This is a genomic window from Methylomonas aurea (genome assembly GCF_024505045.1).
GTDB classification, from domain to species: domain Bacteria; phylum Pseudomonadota; class Gammaproteobacteria; order Methylococcales; family Methylomonadaceae; genus Methylomonas; species Methylomonas aurea.
The window spans coordinates 19814-41873 of sequence record NZ_JANIBM010000014.1 but is presented as its reverse complement, the minus strand read 5'-3'; the positions used below and the strand labels follow the sequence as shown (position 1 = coordinate 41873).

13 protein-coding genes are annotated in these 22060 nt (G+C 58.6%); 5 read left to right on the top strand and 8 right to left on the bottom strand.

What is annotated here, in order from left to right:
• Nucleotides 1-225: 225 nt before the first annotated feature.
• Together NP603_RS12750 and NP603_RS12745 are read right to left on the bottom strand one after the other, a co-directional pair.
• Entirely contained in the window at nt 226-1425 is a 1200-nt protein-coding gene (locus tag NP603_RS12750; RefSeq protein WP_256611265.1) for an ABC transporter permease, read from the bottom strand.
• A 3-nt stretch (nt 1426-1428) separates the two neighbouring features.
• The gene (locus NP603_RS12745) at nt 1429-2634 is read right to left on the bottom strand and encodes an ABC transporter permease (protein ID WP_256611264.1); all 1206 of its coding nucleotides are present in this window, start codon (nt 2632-2634) and stop codon (nt 1429-1431) included.
• Nucleotides 2635-3082: 448 nt separating this feature from the next.
• Between NP603_RS12745 and NP603_RS12740 the strand changes: the two genes are divergently transcribed.
• Nucleotides 3083-4075 (top strand): helix-turn-helix transcriptional regulator, encoded by a 993-nt coding sequence (locus NP603_RS12740; protein WP_256611263.1) that lies wholly within the window; start codon nt 3083-3085, stop codon nt 4073-4075.
• A 12-nt stretch (nt 4076-4087) separates the two neighbouring features.
• Nucleotides 4088-4975, top strand: coding sequence for a DMT family transporter (locus NP603_RS12735; protein WP_256611262.1), 888 nt, complete (start codon nt 4088-4090; stop codon nt 4973-4975).
• On the opposite strand, the gene NP603_RS12730 is transcribed toward NP603_RS12735, so the two are convergent.
• From NP603_RS12730 to NP603_RS12715, 4 genes are all read right to left on the bottom strand, one after another.
• Nucleotides 4972-5643 (bottom strand): ABC transporter ATP-binding protein, encoded by a 672-nt coding sequence (locus NP603_RS12730; protein WP_256611261.1) that lies wholly within the window; start codon nt 5641-5643, stop codon nt 4972-4974. The two genes, NP603_RS12735 and NP603_RS12730, sit on opposite strands and share 4 nt — an antisense overlap.
• Nucleotides 5640-6776: an efflux RND transporter periplasmic adaptor subunit gene (locus NP603_RS12725; protein WP_256611260.1), complete on the bottom strand. Its 1137-nt coding sequence runs from the start codon at nt 6774-6776 to the stop codon at nt 5640-5642. Before NP603_RS12725 ends, NP603_RS12730 begins: the two co-directional genes overlap by 4 nt.
• A gap of 85 nt (nt 6777-6861) precedes the next feature.
• Nucleotides 6862-8832, bottom strand: a complete 1971-nt coding sequence (locus tag NP603_RS12720; RefSeq protein ID WP_256611259.1) for a DUF3857 domain-containing transglutaminase family protein — start codon at nt 8830-8832, stop codon at nt 6862-6864.
• Nucleotides 8829-10286, bottom strand: coding sequence for a hypothetical protein (locus NP603_RS12715; RefSeq protein ID WP_256611258.1), 1458 nt, complete (start codon nt 10284-10286; stop codon nt 8829-8831). The genes NP603_RS12720 and NP603_RS12715 overlap by 4 nt, the downstream gene beginning before the upstream one ends.
• 441 nt (nt 10287-10727) lie before the next feature.
• On the opposite strand from NP603_RS12715, the gene NP603_RS12710 reads away from it, so the two are divergent.
• Complete coding sequence (locus tag NP603_RS12710; protein ID WP_256611257.1) at nt 10728-14375, top strand: HAD-IC family P-type ATPase; 3648 nt, start codon at nt 10728-10730, stop codon at nt 14373-14375.
• Between the two features lie 89 nt (nt 14376-14464).
• Here the strand turns inward: NP603_RS12710 and NP603_RS12705 are convergent, their stop codons facing one another.
• Nucleotides 14465-16588 carry an acyltransferase family protein gene (locus NP603_RS12705; protein WP_256611256.1) on the bottom strand — a complete coding sequence of 708 codons (2124 nt, stop codon included), beginning with the start codon at nt 16586-16588 and terminating at the stop codon, nt 14465-14467.
• 471 nt (nt 16589-17059) lie between these two features.
• Nucleotides 17060-18289, bottom strand: coding sequence for an NADP-dependent isocitrate dehydrogenase (locus tag NP603_RS12700; RefSeq protein WP_256611255.1), 1230 nt, complete (start codon nt 18287-18289; stop codon nt 17060-17062).
• Nucleotides 18290-18530: 241 nt separating this feature from the next.
• Here NP603_RS12700 and NP603_RS12695 point away from each other — a divergent pair, with 241 nt between their 5' ends.
• Nucleotides 18531-20288: a GMC family oxidoreductase N-terminal domain-containing protein gene (locus tag NP603_RS12695; RefSeq protein WP_256611254.1), complete on the top strand. Its 1758-nt coding sequence runs from the start codon at nt 18531-18533 to the stop codon at nt 20286-20288.
• 23 nt (nt 20289-20311) lie between these two features.
• Nucleotides 20312-22054 carry an alpha/beta fold hydrolase gene (locus tag NP603_RS12690; RefSeq protein WP_256611253.1) on the top strand — a complete coding sequence of 581 codons (1743 nt, stop codon included), beginning with the start codon at nt 20312-20314 and terminating at the stop codon, nt 22052-22054.
• Nucleotides 22055-22060: the final 6 nt, after the last annotated feature.

The following is a 22060-nucleotide window of genomic DNA, read 5'->3' as shown; positions in this document are numbered from 1 at the left end:
TAAGTATTTTGAAAGCAAGCGAGCCACGATTTTCTCGTAGACTCAGTTGCCATAACGGCGATCCAAGCTTAGAAAGGCTCTAAAAAATCCGGCCACTCAGACCGCGCGCAATTATCATGAAACCAACAGAGAAATACTAGCCTGCGTGCTAAGCCGCCATAATTCGATGGCATAGTGCGGGAATTTCGGGATCAGCTGTAACGGTCGAATTTAGCGGCCTTGACCTCATTCGGCGCGTAGGGCATCCAACGGATTCAATCGCGCCGCTTTTATCGCCGGCGCTACTCCGGCTACAGCGCCGATCACCAACGACACGGCAAACGCCAGCGCGATGTAATTCCAGGCCAATTGCACCGGCAAAGCCGGCAGCAACAAGCCCACCAATTTCACGGCGCCGACACCCAACCCCACCCCGCCGGCACCGCCGGCCAGACTGAGCAATACCGCTTCGGCAAGAAACAAACGGAATATCGTGGCGCGCTCGGCGCCGATCGCGCGCAACAAGCCGATTTCCGACACCCGCTCCGAGACGGCGATAGTCATGATCGTCAAGATGCCGACCGAGCCCACCAACAACGAGATTCCGCCCAAAGCCGCCACCGCCAGAGTCAGTACGCTCAACACCGAATCCATTTTTTCCAGCATCTGGTTCTGGGTCACGATCGTAAAATCCTCCGCACCATGGCGGGCCAACAACCGCTGCCTGACAGCCTGCTCGACTCGCTCGGCGCTGACGTCCGCGCGATACAGCACGTCGATTTCCATCAACCCCTGGCGATCGAACATCTCCATCGCTCTGGCGCTGGGAATGAACACCATGTCGTCCAGATCGAAGCCCAGCATCTGCCCCTTGCTGCGCATCACGCCAATTACCCGGAACCGGTCGCTGCCGATACGAATGCGTTGTCCCAAAGGGCTGGCGTCGCCGAACAATTCCTGCCGCACCTTGCTGCCGAGGACCGCGAACGGCCTGGCGTTATCGGCGCCTTCGTCGGGTAGAAAGCGGCCGATATCGACGCCGATCCGCCACACTTGCGGCAATGCCGCACCGACGCCGAATACATTGCTGCGCCGCTGTTTGTCGCCGGCTTCGATCCGGGCATTGCCTTGTACTAAAGGCATCGCCGCCAGCACATATTCGACCGAATGCAGGCTTTCGGCATCGGCCGCCGTCAGCGGCCTGACCGTACTGATGGTCGCGCCGGACAAACCGAAAGTAGTGGTCTTGCCGGGGTAAACCGCCAACAAATGCGTGCCGAACTGGGTAAACTCGCCTAAGACGAAGCCGTGGACGCCGCGGCCGATCGAGGTCAAGATCACGACCGCGGCAATACCGATGATCAGCCCCAACGCCGTCAGCAACGAGCGCTGCCTATGACTGCTGATGCTGCCGAGCGCGAGTTTGAACAAATCCTGCCACACCATCGCTCAGCGCCTACTCAATGCCGCAACCGGCTCCAGGGCCGCCGCTTTGCGGGCCGGCATCACGCCGAACACCAATCCGGTCGCCAGCGCCACCGCCAGTGCCGCCAACATCGCCCAAGCAGGCAAGGCCACCGGAAAGTTCGGAAACCACCATTGCAGCGCTTCGATGCCGATCCGCCCCAGCAGACTGCCGCACAATGCACCGGCCAACGACAGCAATGCAGCTTCGCCCAGAAACCAGCGCAACAATTGGCCGCGTGTCGCGCCCAACGCCTTCAGCAGGCCGATTTCGGCGGTACGCTGGCTGACGCTGACCAACATCACGTTCATGACCAACACGCCGGCCACGGCCAGGCTAACTGCGGCAATGCCGGCCACGGTCAAGGTCAATGCGGTCAGGATTTTATCGAAGGTATTGACCACACTGTCTTGAGTAATGATGGTCACATCGTCCTCCCCTTCGTGGCGCAGTTTGATGATCGCTCGCACTTCGTCGACCGCTTTATGCATCGCCGCTTCGGAATGGGCTTCGATCAATATCCGAAACAACGAATGGCTGTCGAACAAGGCCTGCGCCGAGGCCACCGGCACGATCACCAGCTCGTCGAATCCGGTGCCTATCGACTGACCTTCCTTGGCCAACACGCCGACGACCCGGAAGCGACGGTCGTTGATGCGCAGCCATTCCCCCACGGCCTTACGCCGGGCAAATAGCTCGTCGGCGATTTTTTTGCCGATTACGCAGACCGGCATCTCTTTATCCGCTTCGGCTTCCGGTAAAAACACGCCTTGCGCCATTGCTAGATGCCGGACCCGCAATAACGAATGGGTCGAACCCATGATATTGGTTTCCCGCTCCAGTCCTGCCACCGACACCGGCGCCGAACCGATGCTGACCGGGGCGATCGCGGCAACTTGCCGGCTGCGGAATAAGGCCGCGGCGTCGTCCAGCGTCAAATCGCGCGGCGTTTCGCCGAACAGCGGCGGATGGCCGCCGGTGGTTTCGTTGCGGCCGGGCAGCACGATGACCAGATGCGTACCCAGCGATTCGAATTCATGCACCACATAGCGCCGGGCGCTGTCGCCCAACGCGGTCAATACGTTGACCGCCGCCACGCCGATGCTCATCGCCAAAATGATCAGTGCGGCGCGCAACGGTTGGGTGCGGATGGCCTTGACGGCCTGAATCAGTAAATCTCGCTGCAGCATGACCCTTGCCGATACGGTGTTGGCGACAGTTTACCCCAAGCCGGAGCCATCGCACGCCGCAAACGCCGCGCGGACCAACAAGTCGGGTTTTGCGAAATAGCGGACCGTTCAGGCCTGCCTTCACACTTGATCGGTAACGATCACGACTGGAAACCTGTCGCCAAGACACAGCCGTCAATTATTAGGGGAACCTCTAAAAATTGCACTTCGCTTAACTCAGTGCGAACGGCAACCCTTATAAATCAGAGCATTATCCGTTCGTGCTGAATTTGTCGAAGCACGAACGGATAGGTTTCCCATTAAATAACCCCGAGAAATTAATTTAATCGCCGTCAGCCAAACTATCAGCCCAGGTAATTTTTTATGGTATAAACATTTCCCGCTATTAATCGCCACAAAACTGCCGAAAATTACGCCAAATAACACAGTTTAATAAGGTCTGGTATTTATGCTGGAAGCTGCCGCCAAAACTAGCGGGCATTATAAAATCGATCAACAGGATTTACCGGCCCAACAATTGCCGGACCAATTAATACAATCGTTACCGGAGCAGCTGGGCCGCGGCCATACCGCGGTATTTCAACTCGACGCCGACCTAAGCTTTATCGAAACCCGCTACCGGCCGAACCGGGACCTGGCCGTCGCGACCCGGATCGACCGGCAGGAACCGCGCCTGGTAGTCACGTTGGGCATGCAAGGCCGTTCCCGCTTCGTCGAGCGCGGCGGCGATGAAATCGTCTTCAGCGAAGGCTACACCTCGATCACTGCCTTCAATTGCAGTAACGGCGAACGCCAATACCAGGCCGATACCGAACTGGTGCAATTGCGTTTTTCGCTGACGAAAACCCGGCTTGACCAATATATTGGAGAAAATGCCGCGGCGCGTTTATTTAATAAAGGCGGCGTCAATTTATTAAGTTATAAACCTATCTCAAATTCGGCTTTAATCGCCGCCAACCAATTAGCCGGATGCAATATTCCGCCGCCTTTGAAACGCATGTTCATACACGGCCAAGCCATGTCGATATTAGCCGCCGAAATGCACCACCTCTGGCAATATACTGCCGATAGCGCTTACCGATTTACCGAAAAAGACCGAGCTCTGGCCTACGCGGCGCGCGCTATTTTAATTAACGAATTTCGCGCGCCGCCGCCGGTCGCGCAGTTAGCGAAACGGGTCGGAACCAATCAATGCAAATTAAAGAAACTATTCCACCATTATTTCGATAATACCCCGTACGGAATAGTGCTGGATATTAGAATGCATAAGGCTTACCGCTTGCTGCAAACTCGCGCCGGCCATATCGATGCCGTCGCCGAATTTGTCGGATATAATCACGCCAGTAATTTCAGCGCTGCCTTCAGCAAATATTTTGGAATCTCGCCCCGCCACATTGCCAAACCCGCCAGCGCACCGCGCGAGGGAGCCAGTCCCGCATAAACCAGGAACGGCGTGAAGGCTATTTTCCCGCCGCCAACCGCCAAATCCGCAATTCGCCGCGGCCTGCTGGATATGGTGCTGGCGTGCCTGTTGTTTTCGCTGATGAATGCCAGCGTTTATGCCATCCGCGTATTCGATGCCACACTACCGGCGGGCGTGATCAGTTTTTTCCGGATCCTGGCCAATTTGCTGATATTGCTGTTACCGGCTTTGTTTCGCGGCCGGACCAAGGCCCTGCTCGGCGACGGCCGGCCCTCGCTCTGGTTGCGCGGACTGTTCGGCGCTTCGGCGTTGATGCTGTCATTTGCCGCTATCGTCCGTATCGGCCCCGGCGAGAGCGCGTTTTTGACCGCCAGCAGCGGTGTGTTTGTCGCGCTGTTGGGGCCGCCGATATTGGGCCAGCGCAACTCGCTGCGGGCTTGGTTGGCGATTGTCGGCGCGTTTAGCGGCGTATCCTTGTTGTTCGATATTCACGACAGCCACAATCTGCTGGGCCAGTCCATGGCTTTACTCTCCGGACTGTTGTCGGCGCTGGCCTATCTGATGGTGGCCCGGGCCGGCCGCAGCAACCCGCCGCAAACGGTGATTTTTTATTTCTGCCTGGTTGCACTGCCATTGCACGCGGCGTATTTCGCGGCGTTCGGCGCCACGCTGCCGCTGGCCTACCCGGTCTGGGGCTTGCTATTGCTGGTCGGCCTGTTCGGCAGCGGCGCCCAACATTTTATGACCCGCGCCTATCAGCGGGCGCCGGCCGCGCTGGTCAGTTCGATCGGCTATTTGGCGCCGGTTTTGAGCCTGGTTTGGGCCATAGCGCTATTCGGCCAAATTCCGGCCCATAGCGCTTTGCTCGGTGCGGCGCTGATCGTCGTTTTCGGCGTTTTATTGCCGTTTCTTCGCTAAAGCCCTTCAGCAACCAACCGGCCGTCAACCAGCCGCAGTTGGCGCCCGGCGCGTCCGCCGATTTGCTGGTCATGGGTAATCACCATCAGCGTCACTCCCTGCCGGTTCAGGTCTTCCAGCAGATGAATGATGTCCTGGCCAGCCTTGCTGTCGAGATTGCCGGTCGGTTCGTCGGCCAATAGAATCGGCGGCCGCATGACCATGGCCCGCGCAATCGCGATACGCTGTAACTGGCCGCCGGACAATTGGTTGGGCCGATGTTCGGCGCGATCGCTCAGGTTGACCTCGGCCAGAGCCTGCCGTACCCGCTCGCGGCGCTGTTTGGGGGCTATCCCGGCCAGAATCATCGGCAGCTCAATGTTCTCGGCCGCGGTCAACCGCGGAATCAAGTGAAAGAATTGAAAGACGAAGCCGATGTTATCGCGTCGAGTATGGGCCAATTCGTTGTCGGTTTGGCGCGTAACATCGCGGCCGTTCAGATAGTATTGGCCGGCTGAAGGCTGGTCCAGCAAGGCGATGATGTTCAGCAAGGTCGACTTGCCGGAACCGGATGGCCCCATCACCGACACGTACTCGCCGACGGCGACGGCCAGATCGATGCCGTTCAGGGCATGCACGGTCTGTTCGCCGACCTGGAACCGGCGTTCGATGCCGCTGAGCCGGATCATGGCTTGGCGCGTACCGTCGCGCCGGCGGTCACGCCTTCCTTGCCCAGCGACAGCACCACCCGATCGCCGGCCTGCAACCCGCTCAATACTTCGGTGTAATTCCAGTTGGCCAAACCGGCTTCGAAGCGGCGTTCCCGCAGCACGTTATCGGCACCGACCAGCAATACCCGATTGCCTTCCAGAATGGCTTCGGCCGGCAGACGCAGCGCTTTGTCCTTGCTGGCCAGCAACACTTCGATGTCGGCACTGTAACCGGGCAGCAATTCGGCCAGATCTTTCGGATCGCGCAAGGTCACTTCCACTTCCACGGTCCGCGCCTGCTTCTCCTTTTCCAGTACATAAGGCGCAACCCTGGTCACGACGCCGGAACAGCGTTTGTCCGTAAACGCGTCGAGCGAGACGCAAGCCGGCATGCCGGTTCTAATCCGGGCCACATCGACTTCATCGATCGGCGCCGACACAGTCAGGCAACTGACATCCAGCAAATCGATCGGCGGCAGCGTCGGAATGCCGGGCGGCGACGGCGTGACGAATTCGCCCAATTCGGCATTGACTTCCGCAACCGTGCCATCGAACGGTGCCTTGACCAGGGTGCGCTGCACCGCGGCTTCGGCGACGCCCAATTGCGCTTCGGCTACGCCGATATTCTGCAACGCGGCACGGCAGGCCGCTCGTTGCGACTTGCCGCCGGTTTGCGACTTATCGACCTGCTCTTCCGACACCACGTTATTCCGCTGCTGTAATTTTGTCATCCGCACCGCCTCGCGCTCGGCACCGCCGGCCAATTGGCAGGCTTGATCGGCACTGGCCCGACTGGCTTGGATTTGCGCCTTTTGTAATGCGACCTGCGCCTTCAAGTCCTGATTCCAGACTTCCAACAACACCTGACCTTGCCCGACCTTATCCCCTTCCTTGACGTGCAACGCTGCAACCTGGCCGCCGGTGGCCGGCGCCAGGTAGGCCCGGCGACAGGCTTTGACGGTACCGACCCGGGTATTGGAGACGCTGGCCCGCACTTCGCCCTCGGCCAAGGTATAGGTGTCGACTTCCAGCGGCGGCGGGCGGCGAGCATAGGTAAAAGCAATGGCGGCCAGCACCAGCGCGGAAGGGATTAGCAGTTTTTTTCCAGTCATACGAGGCGTGGTCCATTGGGCTTTGCCTGCTAGCCTACCGTGTCGCGGCAGGATTTTCAAAACGGCAGTGCCGGCAAAACCGAGCTCAGTTGGCCGCCGGACTCCGGGCTCTGAGGCTGAACGAGATCCGGGTTTCCTGGCCGGCGAGTTCCAGAAAGCGGTTGAACTCGGCAAATTTGTCGACCGGCACTTCGGCCCGCGGCATTTGCAGATCGGTGTAAGCGGTGACGCTGTCGCCGTCCTGGCGGTAATACCGGTGCAGGGAACCCCAGCGCGACAGGTAATCGGCTTTCGGGCCGATGTTGCCGACACTTTTCCCGTCCGGCAAGCGGTAGCGGATTTCGCTGCGGTAATGGATGCCCTTGAACGAATACGGATAATATTGATTACGGGACCTGACGTCCTTCGCCAACGAATTCAGCCAGGGCTCGTAGTCGCGGTAGATTTTCAGCAAAGCCGGATCGAACACGTTGCGGTATTCGGCGGTCGACGCCAGCGTTATGCCGGAATCGGGCGTTTCCAATCCTTGGACGCTGAACGCCGGTTTCGCTTTGTCCCCCATCACCGAGCGGTAATCGTCCTGCAGCCAGCGCACGCGCTCTTCCTGCGACTTGACCGCCAACGCCCGCCGCACTTCCGCCGCCCAATGGGTATCGTAAGTTCGAGCCAGGCTTTCCAGCACGCTGCCGTCCGCGTGCAACCGGTTATCGGCCGTGGTTTGCGCCACCCAGGTGAAGGTTTCGCTGGCCAGATTATGCGGCGCGATAGCATCGCGCCCGACCGCCAAAGCCACTGCACCCTGCAAGGCGTAAGGCAAATGGCCGCCGCCGGTGTCGGGATCGGTCAAGTCCACGCAGATTTCGCCGGCCTGCACCGATTTGACGCAGGCCAGCATATGGTTGAAGTAAACGCCGCTCGGCAACAACAGTTTGGCCAGCGACATCCGTCCGGTCGAAGCCAGCACCGGATACGCGTCCAGTCCGGCGTTGCGCGCGAGATCGACGAATAGCATGGTTTTATCCTTGCAATCGCCGAAGCGGCGTTCCAACGTCGCCGCGGTCGGCCTGGGAATGACGCCGCCCTTGCCCCGTTCCAGTCCGACGTAACGGATCTCGCGCGAGACGAAGCCACTCAAGCGGCTGACGATTTCTTTAACATCGCGGGCATCGCCGCGCAATCGCAGCGCCAAGTCTGCGACGCTGCCGTCGCGACTCAAGGCCGGCTCGGCCAGTTTCTCCATACCGGCGGCGACCGCCGCCCAACTGGAGGACTCGGCCAGCACTAATACCGGCAAAACGTCGAAAGCGGACGGCATCTGGTTGTCGACCGGAAGGGGCGCAGCGGCGGCCGTCGTCGCGCAAACCAATTCCTGCTTGCCTTGCCGGCAATCCAGCTTCGGGTAGTCGGTCTGCCACGCTGGCGGCTGCGCCGCAGCGTCCCAGCGGACTTCTGTGCGAAAACGTTCCAGCGGGTAAAAATTGGCCGGAAACAAGTTGCGCGCCCACGGCATCGGTAACTTATTGCGGTCCGACACGATCTTATAGCGCAACACGGCGATACTACCCGGCCGGAGCTGGGCAAACGGCACCGTCACGTAGACGGTGTCGGTAAAAATATTGTAGACATTCTGGTTGTTGAGTTGCAGCGTGCTCGGGTCGATGTCGGCAATAGCGCCGTCCGGCTGCACCACATAAGCGGCTTCGATTTCGGCGCGCTGGTGGTTGGCGTCCAGCCAAAAGCCGTTGTTGCCGTCGCTCTCTATGCCTTTTGCCGTCAAATACAACTGAGCGACGCTGACGGTTTCCTCCACCCGGCGGTCGCGGCCGAGATAAAGCTGGTGGGTTTCGTCGACGGCCACGCTGCCGTAACCGAGCTGTTTCAGCTCCGCAATCCGCGCAGCCGCCGGCGCCAGCGCCGCGTAGTCCCGATGCTTCGCCAGCGGCGCCCAGCGCACCAGATCCGGCGCATAGCCCGCCAATTTCAAATCGCGCCCGGCAGCCGCCGCACAAGCCGAGCCGAGCCACCAGCACAGCGCGGCCAACAAGAACACCCTCATGATCTCTCCCCGGCGGCAACCAACCGAAAACTGTCGACCAATTGCGCCGCGCTGGCGTTCGGCAGGTTGCCTGCATGGGCGACCACTTCGAATACCCGCTCGGGCGTCAATACGGTCGCAACCAGCAGCGGCGAATCCCGCGATGCGACCGGCCCCTTGTGGTTGTAACGCGCCAACGACATCGGGATATTGTCGCTGCCGTCCGCGAAGTGCCTCGCCTCCTGCATCTCGTAATCGTTCCAATTGGCGGCGACCAAAGCCTGGCGCTGGTCGACGAAACCGTCCAGGGTTTGCTGCTGGCTGGGGCTGATGCGTACCACAACCCACTCGCCGCTGGCGCGATTGACCAGCTCGAGGTCGGTATCGGGGTACAGAGTCCCGCGCTCGACCACGCGCCAGTGGCGGTCGGGTATCGTCAAGACATAATCGGCTCCTGGCCCGGAAACCCGCTGCTCCGCCGCCAAAGCCGGGGCGCTGAAGTAAGCGAACTCGGTTTTGCTGCCCAACAAAGCCATTGCGATAAGGGGCGCGCCTGCCAGAAACACGCTGCGTTGGCGCCAACTATAACGGCCGGGAGGAGCCCGCCACTGTGCCGGCTGCGCAGTGCGCAGTCGATTCATCCAGCCATTCAACACCAACCAAGGTATGGACGCCAACACGCAACTGAGCAGAAACAAAAACTGCGGCATCGCGAAATTACCTAAAGTCGCAACAACCAACAGCAAGGCCAACAGCGCCGGCGATATCTTGAAAGCCATCCCGCGCGCTTGCCCCAACCGCCCGGCTTCCGCGGCTACTTGGTAGAACACGTTGAAGTTGTAAAGCGGAATCAGCATCTGCCAGGCGCAGCGCCTCGGATTCAAGCGCGAGCCGGCCAATACGGCGATATCGCCGGCAATTCGGTACATTAGAAACGGTGCATACAGCGTCGCGCTGAACAGCATCAACCACAGCAAACGCCAACTGCTTTGCGGCGGATAGAGTAAAGGCGGGGCATTTTCGGCAGAAGCGGCCGGCTCCGGACTCAGCGCGGCCGCCAGTTCGAATTCGGCAAAGCCGTGGGCGGCCCGCCACCAACGCCGGTGGCGCTGGTGGCCGCGCCAAAGTAGCGGTAAAGCCGCCACCGTCGCCAGCGCGGCGACTACTCCAGCCCCTAACATGGTGTTGGGATCGGCGGTACGGTAACCCTCGTACAGCACCGTCAGCATCAGTACCGCCAAAGCCAACAGCAGGCTGCCGGCAACAAACCAGAAACCGCCCCGGTAACGTTTCAGCGCCGCGTAGCCGCTGTACCATGCGATCAGGCCGAACCCGGCCGGCGCCAGGTAAGACAAGGCGTCGCCGGCCGCCGGCGATTGCCCGACCCCCGCGGCTGACCACACCGTTAATGCCAGATAAAGCAAACTTAGTGCATATAAACCAAAGCGGCCGTTTTCGCGATGATGTTCTTCCATGTCTGTTCCGAGTCGATAAAGTCTGTCGGCCGCTGCCGATTTAAGCGCGATGGCGAAGGGCCGGCCTCGCGCCACTCAGCACAAACTCTAAAAGGAAACCGGGCATTTGACAAACCGATTTCTCGGGGAGTTACGCTAGTTTGGAATTTCGCAGTTTCATGGGTTACGAAATCGCAACAAAAGCCATTGAAAGGTTTCTGAAAGCTTTTCGGAATAGACTGGACACCGATAATAAACTACTGTGGAAGTAAGCTGCCGATCAGGAGGCGGTTGCTCGACAGGCAGGTACCCGCGGCAAGGAGCGCCGCCATCAAGCCGATAGGGATGTAATCGCAACCTCCTGTCCTGGAAGTTACCGCCCCCCCTTAAGCGCTCCGAGCACGTTCTCGGCGGGCTTGATGGCAACGTCTTAATCCCGGTTAATTCCATCAGGAGTGCCTTATGTCCCCCCAACAATTTGCTAATTTGAAACAGACCGACTGGCACGCTGTATCCGCAGACGAAGCTCTGGCACGACTCGACACAGACCGCCGCCGCGGCCTAGCAAGCGACGAAGCCCACAAGCGCCAGAAGCTGTTTGGCCGGAACCGTTTACCGAGCCGGCGCGCCCGACCGGCATGGCTACGCTTTTTAATGCAATTCCACAACGCATTGATATACATCATGTTAGCGGCCGCAGCGACAACGGCTTTGCTCGGCGACTTGGTCGATACCGGCGTGCTGCTGGCCGCCGTTCTGGTCAACGCCGTCATCGGCTTCATCCAGGAGGGTAGAGCCGAGCAAGCGATGGACGCGATACGGCATATGTTGTCGCTACGCACCAGCGTGATCCGGAACGGCGCACGCATCGAAACCGAAGCGGACGCGTTGGTGCCCGGCGATTTGGTCCTGCTGGCGTCCGGCGATAAGGTGCCGGCAGACCTGCGCTTGATCACCTGCAAGGGGCTGCGCGTCAACGAAGCCATCCTGACCGGAGAGTCCGAAGCGGTGGAGAAAACCCCAGACCCGGTAGCGGCCGATGCATTGCTGGCCGACCGGCTCTGCCTGCTCTATTCCGGAACGCTGGTGGCGTCCGGGCAGGCGACCGGAATCGTGGTCGCCACCGGCATCAATAGCGAACTTGGCCGCATCAGTACGATGCTGGAAAACGTGCAGGCGGTAACCACGCCCTTGCTGCGCCAGATCACCGGTTTCGGCCACTGGTTGGCACTGGTCATCGTTATCATGTCCGCGGCGACATTCGTAATCGGCGTGCTCTGGCACGGTCATTCGCCGCAGGAAATGTTCATGATGGCGGTAGCGTTGGCCGCTTCGGCAATCCCGGAAGGCCTGCCCGCAATCATGACCATCACGCTGGCGCTCGGCATGAAACGCATGGCCAGACACAACGCCATCATCCGCCACTTACCGGCAGTGGAAACGCTGGGCTCCGTGACCGTCATCTGCTCGGATAAAACCGGCACGTTGACCCGAAACGAAATGACGGTGCAGCGGCTGATCACGACGGCAAGGGTTTTCGAAATCGGCGGCGCCGGCTACTCTCCCGAGGGCGGCATCTTTTTGCACGGCGAACCGGCGACCGGCGAGCAATACCCGGAATTGCAGCAGATCGCCCGTGCCGCAATATTGTGCAACGACGCCGAACTGCGTAAAAACCCCGAAGGCATCTGGCAGATAGAGGGCGATCCGACCGAAGGGGCATTATTGGCCTTCGCCGTCAAAACCGGCGCCGACCTTGCCTGGACCCGCAGCAACCATCCGCGTGCCGACGTGATCCCGTTCGAATCCGAACACAGGCTGATGGCCACGCTGAACCGAAACCGCGAGAGCCAAGCGACCATTTACGCCAAAGGCGCACCGGAGCGGATTTTGGCGATGTGCAACCGACAACACGGCACCGATGCCGCGCCGCTAAATGCCGAATACTGGCAGCAAGCCGCCGGCGAAGCAGCGGCACTCGGCCTGCGCCTGCTGGCAATTGCCGCCAAACCCGCCGCATCCGGCCAGCCCGAGATCAACTTCGCAGATCTGGACGGCGGTTTCGAATTGCTTTGCCTGGTCGGCATTATCGATCCGCCCCGCGACGAGGCGATTTCGGCAGTGGCGGCCTGTCAACGCGCCGGCATCAAGATCAAGATGATCACCGGCGACCACGTCGATACCGCCCGCGCCATCGGCGCGCAACTCGGTATCGGCCGCAATCTTTCGGCCCTGACCGGCGCCGATATCGAAACGATGGACGATGCGCAATTGCGCGAGGTCGTCAACGATGCCGACGTATTCGCCCGCGCTAGCCCGGAACACAAGTTGCGCCTGGTGCAGGCCTTGCAGGCCAGCGGCCAGGTAGTGGCGATGACCGGCGACGGCGTCAACGACGCGCCGGCGTTGAAACGGGCCGACGTCGGCGTGGCGATGGGTTTGAAGGGCACCGAAGTCGCCAAGGAAGCGGCTGACATGGTCCTAGCCGACGACAATTTCGCCACCATCGCCAACGCGGTGCGCGAAGGCCGCGGCATTTACGACAATATTCGCAAATTCGTGCTGTTCATGCTGCCGACCAACGGCGGCGAAGCGCTAGTCGTGATCGCGGCCATTCTGTTCCAATTGACCTTACCGCTGACGCCGGCTCAGGTATTGTGGATCAATATGGCCACATCGAGCACGCTGGGTTTGGCGTTGGCCTTCGAACATCCGGAACGCGACGCGATGCGCCGACCGCCGCGCAGCCCCGAAGAGTCCTTGTTGTCCTGGTTTTTCGCCTGGCGGGTTCTGATGGTTTCCGCGTTGATCATGGCTGGCTCGCTCGGTTTGTTTTTATGGGAAATCGAACGCGGCTCCAGTTTGGAAACGGCACGCACCATGGCGGTCAGTTCGGTCGTCGCCGCGGAGATGTTCTACCTGCTCAACAGCCGGTATATTTACAAATCCGCTCTGTCGCTGGAAGGACTGTTCGGCAACCGCTACGTGCTGATCGCCATAGCGGCCTGCGCATTGCTGCAGTTGGCCTACACCCACGCGGAGCCGCTACAGGCTTTATTCGGTTCCACCGATCTGTCCATCGAAGAATGGACAAGAGTCTTAGTAGCCGGAGCCAGCGTGTTTGTCGTGGCGGAGTTCGAAAAAGCAGTGCTCCGCGGCGCAAAACGATTAAAACGCCACATAGCCACGGCCGCCGCACGCGCCGAATCGCTACCGACGCTGCAGCAACGGCCGTTTTCCGCCCCACGCTCGCTATTGGCCGCCGTCGACTTTTCCAACGACGCCGACAATGCGGCGCACCAGGCCGCCCTGCTGGCGGCCACCCATAACGGCGTGCTGAAGTTACTGCACGTAGTAGACGAGACTTCCTTGAATTCGGTAGCCGAATTGATTCGTTCGCACGATGCCGCCGAAGCCAAACTCGTGGCGGACGCCCAGCATAGGCTTGAAGCGGTCAGGGCCGAAATCGCGCTGAAAACGCAAGTGGTCGCGGTTTCGCGGGTCAAAATCGGCGGGATATTCGACGAAATCCTGTCGGCCGCCGAACGCGCCGATTTGCTGGTGTTGGGCGCCCACGGCGCCAACCCGATCCGCGACATGTTGCTGGGTTCGACAACTGACCGGCTGCTGCAGGTCTACCAAGGCTCGGTGTTGGTCGTGAAACGACCGGCACAGGCAGCATACCGCCGGGTACTGGTGCCGGTGGACTTCTCGCCGCATTCCGCAGCAGCATTGAAAACCGCATTGCTTATCGCACCCGGCGCCGAAGTTTGGCTGATTCACGCCTTTACGCTACCGTTCGCCGGCGAACGCCATATCGTCGACCAACTCGATGCGGAATTGCTGCGTTACTGCGAAGAGGCCAGACAACATGCCTACAGCCGGATAGGCAATCTGATGCAACAGACTGCCAGCGGGCGGGACTGCTTTATGCGTCTGGTCGAGCCGGGCAATCCGGCCGCGGTAATTCTGGCCAAGGAAGCGGAGTTTCAGGCGGACTTGATCGTGATGGGTAAACACGGCCAATCCATCGTCAAAGAAATGTTGATCGGCAGCGTAACCCGCCACATTCTGGCCGATTCGAAATGCGACGTGCTGATTGTGCGCTGACCGCTGCGGTTGGACGCGGTGGCTTGCTCTAAAAACAGTGCGCGGCCGGCGCCGAGCCGGCCGCGTTAGGGGGGAGAATTAAAGGAAAGCTAATTGTTAGAGGACGGAGAAGACGCTTTTGCCAGCCACTCGGAGAATTTGCCGAAAATATAATGGCTGCCGCGCAGGGACAGATGGTCGTCGTCGTAAAAGTAGGAAACGTCGTCTTCCAGGCCGGCTCCGCACGACGACTCGTCGCACAAATATTCGTAGGCCGGGAAAATCTTGATCCGGTTTTCGGTCGCGGCATTGATCGAGCCGACCGCATGGCGGTAGTTAGTATTTCTCTGGTCGAAAGATTTGCGCGGGACGTTGCAATCCGGCCGCACTTTGTCGGTAATTTTTATCGGCCGGTCTTCGACGCAACTTCTGGCTTCGACGCCGATTTCCGGAACGTCCTCGACGAAAATGACCTGTTTGCCGAATTTCAGAATCTCGTTAATCGACGCCACATAGCCGGAAATAAATCGGTTGTAATTTTCCGGTAGCAAGTCGTTCGGGTCTTTGATGATGCGGTAGGTATTTTTCTTCTCGATGTCGCCATAGCCAGAGCCGTCAACGTACATCGCCCCGCGGGTGGCAAACACCACTTGCTGGATCGACGGAAAATCCCTGAGTACTTTTAGCACGATCGGCATCACGACTTTGCAGCGCGAGGCTTTCTCCGAGAACTCTTCGTACGGGTTGATAGCGACCAAATCGGCAAAGGGCAGACAGCCATTTACTGCCACTAACGCCAGATCGTTGACACCTTTCGATATCGAGTCGTAAACGAATTGCGCGGCGTGGCTGTCGCCGACGACCAAGGTTTTCGGGGTCGAAGTCGTAAAGCGGCAAATCAGATAGTCGTAACTGGCGCCCAATTCCGCTTTGCAGATGTCGTCAACCCAATCGTCCGGCGTATTAAACAACACCGTGCCTTTGACGTCTGCAAACAACTTGGTCTTACTGGACGCGTCGGCTTGGCGAAACTCGAAGCCGTCTTTCAAGTAAGAGAAGTAACCGATATTGCCGATGATCAACATCATCCCCATCAGCACAACCGTTTTGGATTTATTACCCTTGCCGAAACGTATCGGCTGCTCGACCAAGCGGTATGTCAGCCAGGCCAACACCACGGACAGCGCCACCGCGACCAAACGTATATTGACACTGGGCACTTCCGTTTCCAGAACCCGCGCAAACGACAGTAAAGGCCAATGCCACAGATAAAGCGGAAAACTGATCACGCCGACCCAGACCGCCAGGCGGTTAGACAAAACAATCCGGTTGAACCAGGCTTGCGGCCCGGCCGAGATGATCAGTACCGCACCCAGCATCGGAATCACAGCCCATTTACCGGGGAAGTAAAAATTGCGGTTGATGATGGAAAATCCGTAAACCAACAAAAACAAGCCGATAAACGACAAGGCGTTGGCCAGAGTCTTGCCGTCCGCTTCGTGCGTCTCGCGATACACCACGCTCGCCAACCAGGCATCGAGTTTGGCCCGGAAAGGCGCATAAGCACCTTTCCGGTACAGCGCGAGCCAGGCCAACATACTGCCGCACAACAACTCCCAAAAACGGGTCTGCGGCGAATAGAACGTGGCCACGCTATCAAAGCGTATCCCCCGCATGTTCAGATAAAAGGACACCAGCGCCACCAGAACAGTGACGGTCAATATGTTGAAATTCCGCCGCCAAGCCAGCCAAATCAGAAAGGGCCAAACGATATAAAACTGCTCTTCTATCCCCAAGCTCCACAAATGCAGCAGCGGCTTGGTTTCCGCCGAATAATCGAAATAACCGTCTTCGCCCCACAACACAAAGTTGGAAACAAAGCCGGCGCCGGCAGCGATATGCTTGCCTAGCTCTTTGTATTCGTCGGCAAACAGCGCAAACCAGCCGAAGGCGTAACTCGCGGCCAGGACCAGAATCAGCGAAGGAAAGATGCGCTTGACCCGGCGGGCGTAGAATTCGCCAAAACTGAAAGTCCCTTTTTCCAGGTTCTGAAAAATGATGCTGGAAATCAGGTAACCGGAAATAACGAAGAAAATGTCGACACCGATAAATCCGCCTTTCAACCCATTGGGAAAAGCATGAAAAACGACGACGGAAAGCACCGCGACGGCGCGTAAGCCATCGATATCGGGGCGGTATTTCAGATGAAGCAAGTGGGGATTGGCAGAAGTCATGAAGTCTCGTCTCGCTAAGCCAGGCTCGGATTCGTCCTTAGCCTGCTAGCGCGAGGAGGCTGTGGGCGGCGCGATTCCTGGAAATTGTTGGTCGTTCCAACTGTAAGTTTCCGGTCAGCCCCTCTATCCGGCGGCCAGGTTTTACGGAAAAGTCTGGACTTTCCCTGAACACCCCTTGTCGCCAAACCACTCCCGCGGAGAACATTTATCGGATTGCTACAGTACCCGGTTCGGCAACGGCATCGCCAGAACGGCGAAAAGGCGGCACTCCCAATCAGGTCGCGCGATAATAGCACCATTTTCCGGATAAACACTGTGAAATTTGCCTGATTAGTTGTGCTGAATCACGTTCTGAAACAAGTCAAAAAAATTTCGAATCGATATTTATTAAGCAAATCAATCGATAACGCAAAAACGGCGAAATCCGTGGCTGAAAAAATTTTTTCGCCGTTTCGGCCGGTCGGAAACCGGTTACAACGCCAAACTGCGTTCCAAATTCGTTTGCAATGCCGCCAAAAAAGCCTCGGTGGATAAATATTGCGAGTCGTCTACCGCGTCGCCGTGTATGCACACGGCCAAATCTTTGGTCATCAGCCCGGACTCGACGGTATCGACGCAGACCTTTTCCAGGGTATGGCAAAAATCGATCAGTTGGGCGTTGCCATCCAGTTTGCCGCGAAAGGCCAGCCCGCGGGTCCAGGCGAAGATCGACGCGATCGGATTGGTCGAAGTCTGCTTGCCTTGCTGGTGCAGCCGGTAATGGCGGGTGACGGTGCCATGCGCGGCTTCTGCCTCCATCGTCATGCCGTCCGGCGTTACCAGCGTCGATGTCATCAGACCCAACGAACCGAAACCTTGGGCGACGGTATCCGATTGCACGTCGCCGTCGTAATTTTTACAGGCCCAGACGAAAGCGCCGTTCCATTTCAGCGCCGACGCGACCATGTCGTCGATCAATTTGTGCTCGTAAACAATACCTTTGGCGGCGAATTGGGCTTTATATTCGTCCTGGTAAATCTGTTCGAAAATGTCTTTGAAGCGGCCATCGTATTTTTTCAGGATCGTGTTTTTGGTGGACAGGTATAGCGGCCAGCCCCGGTCCAGCGCGACGTTGAAACAACTACGGGCGAAACCGGCGATCGATTCGTCGGTGTTATACATCGCCAGCGCCACGCCGTCGCCATCGAAATGATAGACCTCATGGCTTTGCTCCGGGCCGCCGTCGTCCGGTTTAAAACTGATCGTCAATTTGCCTTTGCCCTTGGTGACGAAATCGGTGGCGCGATATTGGTCGCCAAAGGCATGGCGGCCGATACAAATCGGCTGCGTCCAGTTCGGCACCAGACGCGGCACGTTTTTGCAGATGATAGGTTCGCGAAATACGGTACCGTCCAGGATATTGCGGATCGTCCCGTTCGGCGATTTGTACATTTTTTTCAGGCCGAACTCTTTTACTCGGGCCTCGTCCGGTGTAATCGTCGCGCATTTGATGCCGACGCCGTGTTTTTTGATCGCGTTGGCGGCATCGATCGTGACTTGGTCGTCGGTGGCATCGCGCTGCTCGATGCCCAAATCGTAATATTCGATCGGCAATTCCAGATAAGGCAGGATCAATTTGTCCTTGATGAAACGCCAGATAATCCTGGTCATCTCATCGCCGTCGATTTCCACTACCGGATTGTCCACCACTATCTTTTTCATACCTTGCTCCTGACGGATTGCTATTCGTGCCTGCAGTATAGCGCCGCCGGCCGGAATCGGCGCCGGCGAGCTTCATAGTTAACCATCGAAGTCAATTGCCAATTGGTCTATACTGGCTCGACCGAGTCGACTGACCATTGTGCAAGGCTTTGTAATACTGGGCTTTTTACAAGTTAATTAGTTAACAGACGGACTCGGCCCATTCCAATAATAATAAAAAATCTTTCTCGAGGAGGTATCAATGGCCGGTCCGGATTTAGATTACGAAGCCATCATCATCGGCAGCGGCTTCGGCGGCTCCATCAATTTTTGCCGCTTGGCGCAAAAATGGGGCAACAAGGTCTTGCTGCTGGAGCGCGGACGGCGCTATCCGATGGCGTCTTTCGCCCGCTCACCGAAACAAATTGCCGACAGCTTCTGGAGCATCGACGGCAATGCGGTGAAGCGGCCCAAGCACATTCAGGACAAGAAATTGCGCGGGCTGTTCGACATCCGCAACTACAAAAAAATGGATGCGGTGATTTCGGCCGGGCTAGGCGGCGGCTCGCTGATTTACGCCAACGTGTTTTTGGAGCCGCCAGCCCACGTCTTCGAACAAGGCTGGCCCGCGGCGATAAACCGAGACACGTTACAGCCTTATTACCGGGTGGCCAAGCAAGTGCTGGGCGCGCGGCCGGTACCGTCCTGGCAAACCGATCCGCGCCGCAAAATCGTCCGCACCGAACTGTTTCAGGAATTCGCCGCCCACGACAACCGCACCAGTAAGCTGGCCGACATTTGCGTATTTTTCGGCAACGATTACAGCTACAACGGCCGAGAGCAACCGCTGGCCATCGGCCTCCAGGAGAAAAACCGCTACGGCGCCACCCAAACCTCCTGCACCTATTGCGGCGAGTGCGACATCGGCTGCAACACCCATTCCAAAAACACGCTGGACCTGAACTACCTCTACGCCGGCGAACACCACCACGGCGGCCAAATCCAAACCGACCGCCAAGCCGAGAAAATCGTCCCGCTCGGCGCCGACGGCAGCGACGATCCGCAAGCCGGCGGCGAATACGGCTATCGGGTCGAATTCCGCGACTTGGAAGCAGACACAGTGCAAACCGTTACCGCGCGGCGCGTGGTCGTATCGGCCGGCACCTTCGGCACCAACGAGCTGTTGCTGCGCTGCCGCGACATTCACCGCACCTTGCCCAAATTAAGCGCGCAACTGGGCCGCTGGTTTTCCGGCAACGGCGATTTTCTGTCGTTCGCAATCGAAGGTAAAAAGGAAGCCGACCCGAACTACGGCCCGGTGATTACCCAATACACCGACTACCACCTGTTCGACCGTTTCCAGCGCGATCGCGCCTTCATACTGGAGGACGCTTCCTACCCGGCGACTTTAGCCTGGTATATCGAGGGAGCGTTTCCCACCAGTTTACTGCGCAAACTGGTCCGCGCGGCGAAGGCGTTAATTGCCTGGCTGAAAAAATATCTGGTCAGCGGGGTCTGGAACGGTTCGTTGGGATTTTCGCTACACGAAATCCTGAAAGACGATCTGTCTTCGAAAAGCGGCGTACTGCTCTGCATGGGTTTGGATAACGGCGACGGCCGCTTGACCCTGAACCAAGAAGGCCGCATCGACCTGGATTGGCCGCAAGACAGCAGCATGAACCTCTACCAGGCCATCCTGGACGCCGGCAAACGCTTCAATACCTTTATTAGAGGTAAGCTGTTTTTGCCGTTGCCGACTTGGGAATTGCCGGTCAAACACAACGTAACGGTGCACCCGTTGGGCGGTTGCATCCTGGCCGACTCGGCGGAGAAAGGCGTGGTCTCCGCCGACCCGCGCAGCCGCGGCCAGGCCTTCGGTTACCAAGGCCTATACATAGCCGACGGCTCGATCCTGCCGAGCGCAGTCGGCGCCAATCCGATCGCCACTATCTCCGCTACCGCCGAGTGGATCGCCGAAGGCATCACCGGCATCGCACCCGACGCCAGCTTGGGCGTATAACCCCATCGCCAGAGGACACCGACATGACTGACTCCACTGTAAAAACCTCGTTCGAATTCACCGAAGAAATGAAAGGCTATCTCAGCCCGGGCCAAACCGCGTTTCAGGACGGTTACGACCAAGGCAAGGCCGACGGCCATTACTTCATGTTTCATCTGACTATCCAGAGCGACGATCTGGATACCTTTTTGGAAAACGATCGCCACCAAGCCGCCGCCATCGGCTGGGTGGAGGGCGATCTGGTCGGCGGCCGCCGCATTGTCGACCAGGGCGTGTTCAACCTGTTCGTCGACAGCGCCGACGCTAACCGCAAACAAATGCTGTACCGGCTGTTTTTCACCGACAGCAACGGCCAAAAGCTGACGCTGAGCGGCGCCAAACAAATCCAGGACAACGTCGGGCCAGACCTGTGGGCCGATACCACGACCTTGTTCACCAATCTGTTCAAAGGCCACGTCGAAACCGACCAGGAAGCCAAGGCCAAGGTCTACGCCACCGGTATCCTGCACATCGAGATCATGGACTTCGCCAAACAATTGACCACGATCCGCGCCAGCGGCGATAGCGTAGCCGACCGGCTGCACGCCGTAGAACGCTTCGGCGGCTTTTTCCTCGGCGCCTTGTGGGAAGTCTATAAACCGGCGCTGACGCCGAAAATGGGCGCCTTCGTCCGCGAAATTCCGTTGTATACGCTGGAAGGCGTCAAGGACGCCGAAATATCGACCCACCCGTTCACTACCGCCGACCGGCTGGGCTTGAGCCTGTTGCGCTTCAAGCGGGCGCCGAGCAACGACGTGGTGGTTTTGGTTCCGGGCCTGACTGCCGCCAGCGACATGTTCATCATGCCGGAACACTACAACCTGACCAGCTATCTGCTGGACCAGGGCTATACCGACGTCTGGACCCTGGACGGCCGGATCAGCAACCGCTATTCGTACAACCTGCAACGCCACCGTTACAACGTCGACGATCTGGCGTTGTACGACATGCCGGCTGCGATCTCGACCGTACGCCAAGCCGTCGGCCCGGACGCAAGGATCCATGTGATCAGCCATTGTTTCGGCGCACTGGCGTTTAGTATGAGCCTGTTCGGCAAGGCCGTGACCGGCATCCGCAGCCTGATCGCCAACGGCGTATCGCTGACGCCGTGCGTGCCGCTGCCGGCCAAAATCAAACTGTATTTGGGGCCGTTGGCCGCCGATTACCTGTTGGGCGTGGATTATCTGAATCCGCATTGGCGGCGCGACCCCGGCTTCGGCGCCGGCAAATTGCTGGCGATGGCGATCTCGGCCTTCCACCACGAATGCGATTCGCCGGAATGCCACATGCTGAGTTTCATGTGGGGTTGGGGTTTTCCGGTGCTGTACAAACACGAGAATCTGCATGACGTCACCCATCGCCGCTGCGGTGACCTGTTCGGCGGCAGTGCCGTCAATTACTACCGCCACGTGTTGAAAATGGTCAATGCCGGCAACACCGCCGTCAAGTATCTGCCCAACGAACCGCGCTACCGTAGCCTGCCGGACAACTACTTGGCCGATGCCGCCGACATTCAGACCCCGTGCCTGCTGGTCGCCGGCCAGGACAACGCCCTGTTCCGCGACTCCAACATCGTCTGCCACCAGCGCCTGGAAAAAATCGTACCGGGCCGCCACGAGCTGGCCGTGATTCCGGATTACGGCCATGCCGACGTGATCATGGGCAAGAACGCCGCGCAAGACGTGTTTCCGCGCTTCGTCGAATTTTTGAACAAACACCGGAATTGAGGTAGC

Bases quoted from the DNA above. Each gene is read 5' to 3' on its own strand.
- NP603_RS12725 (WP_256611260.1), bottom strand. From the start codon at position 6,776: ATGACTGGAAAAAAACTGCTAATCCCTTCCGCGCTGGTGCTGGCCGCC.
- NP603_RS12705 (WP_256611256.1), bottom strand. From the start codon at position 16,588: ATGACTTCTGCCAATCCCCACTTGCTTCATCTGAAATACCGCCCCGAT.
- NP603_RS12700 (WP_256611255.1), bottom strand. From the start codon at position 18,289: ATGAAAAAGATAGTGGTGGACAATCCGGTAGTGGAAATCGACGGCGAT.
- NP603_RS12710 (WP_256611257.1), top strand. From the start codon at position 10,728: ATGTCCCCCCAACAATTTGCTAATTTGAAACAGACCGACTGGCACGCT.
- NP603_RS12730 (WP_256611261.1), bottom strand. From the start codon at position 5,643: ATGATCCGGCTCAGCGGCATCGAACGCCGGTTCCAGGTCGGCGAACAG.
- NP603_RS12715 (WP_256611258.1), bottom strand. From the start codon at position 10,286: ATGGAAGAACATCATCGCGAAAACGGCCGCTTTGGTTTATATGCACTA.
- NP603_RS12740 (WP_256611263.1), top strand. From the start codon at position 3,083: ATGCTGGAAGCTGCCGCCAAAACTAGCGGGCATTATAAAATCGATCAA.
- NP603_RS12745 (WP_256611264.1), bottom strand. From the start codon at position 2,634: ATGCTGCAGCGAGATTTACTGATTCAGGCCGTCAAGGCCATCCGCACC.
- NP603_RS12695 (WP_256611254.1), top strand. From the start codon at position 18,531: ATGGCCGGTCCGGATTTAGATTACGAAGCCATCATCATCGGCAGCGGC.
- NP603_RS12750 (WP_256611265.1), bottom strand. From the start codon at position 1,425: ATGGTGTGGCAGGATTTGTTCAAACTCGCGCTCGGCAGCATCAGCAGT.
- NP603_RS12720 (WP_256611259.1), bottom strand. From the start codon at position 8,832: ATGAGGGTGTTCTTGTTGGCCGCGCTGTGCTGGTGGCTCGGCTCGGCT.
- NP603_RS12690 (WP_256611253.1), top strand. From the start codon at position 20,312: ATGACTGACTCCACTGTAAAAACCTCGTTCGAATTCACCGAAGAAATG.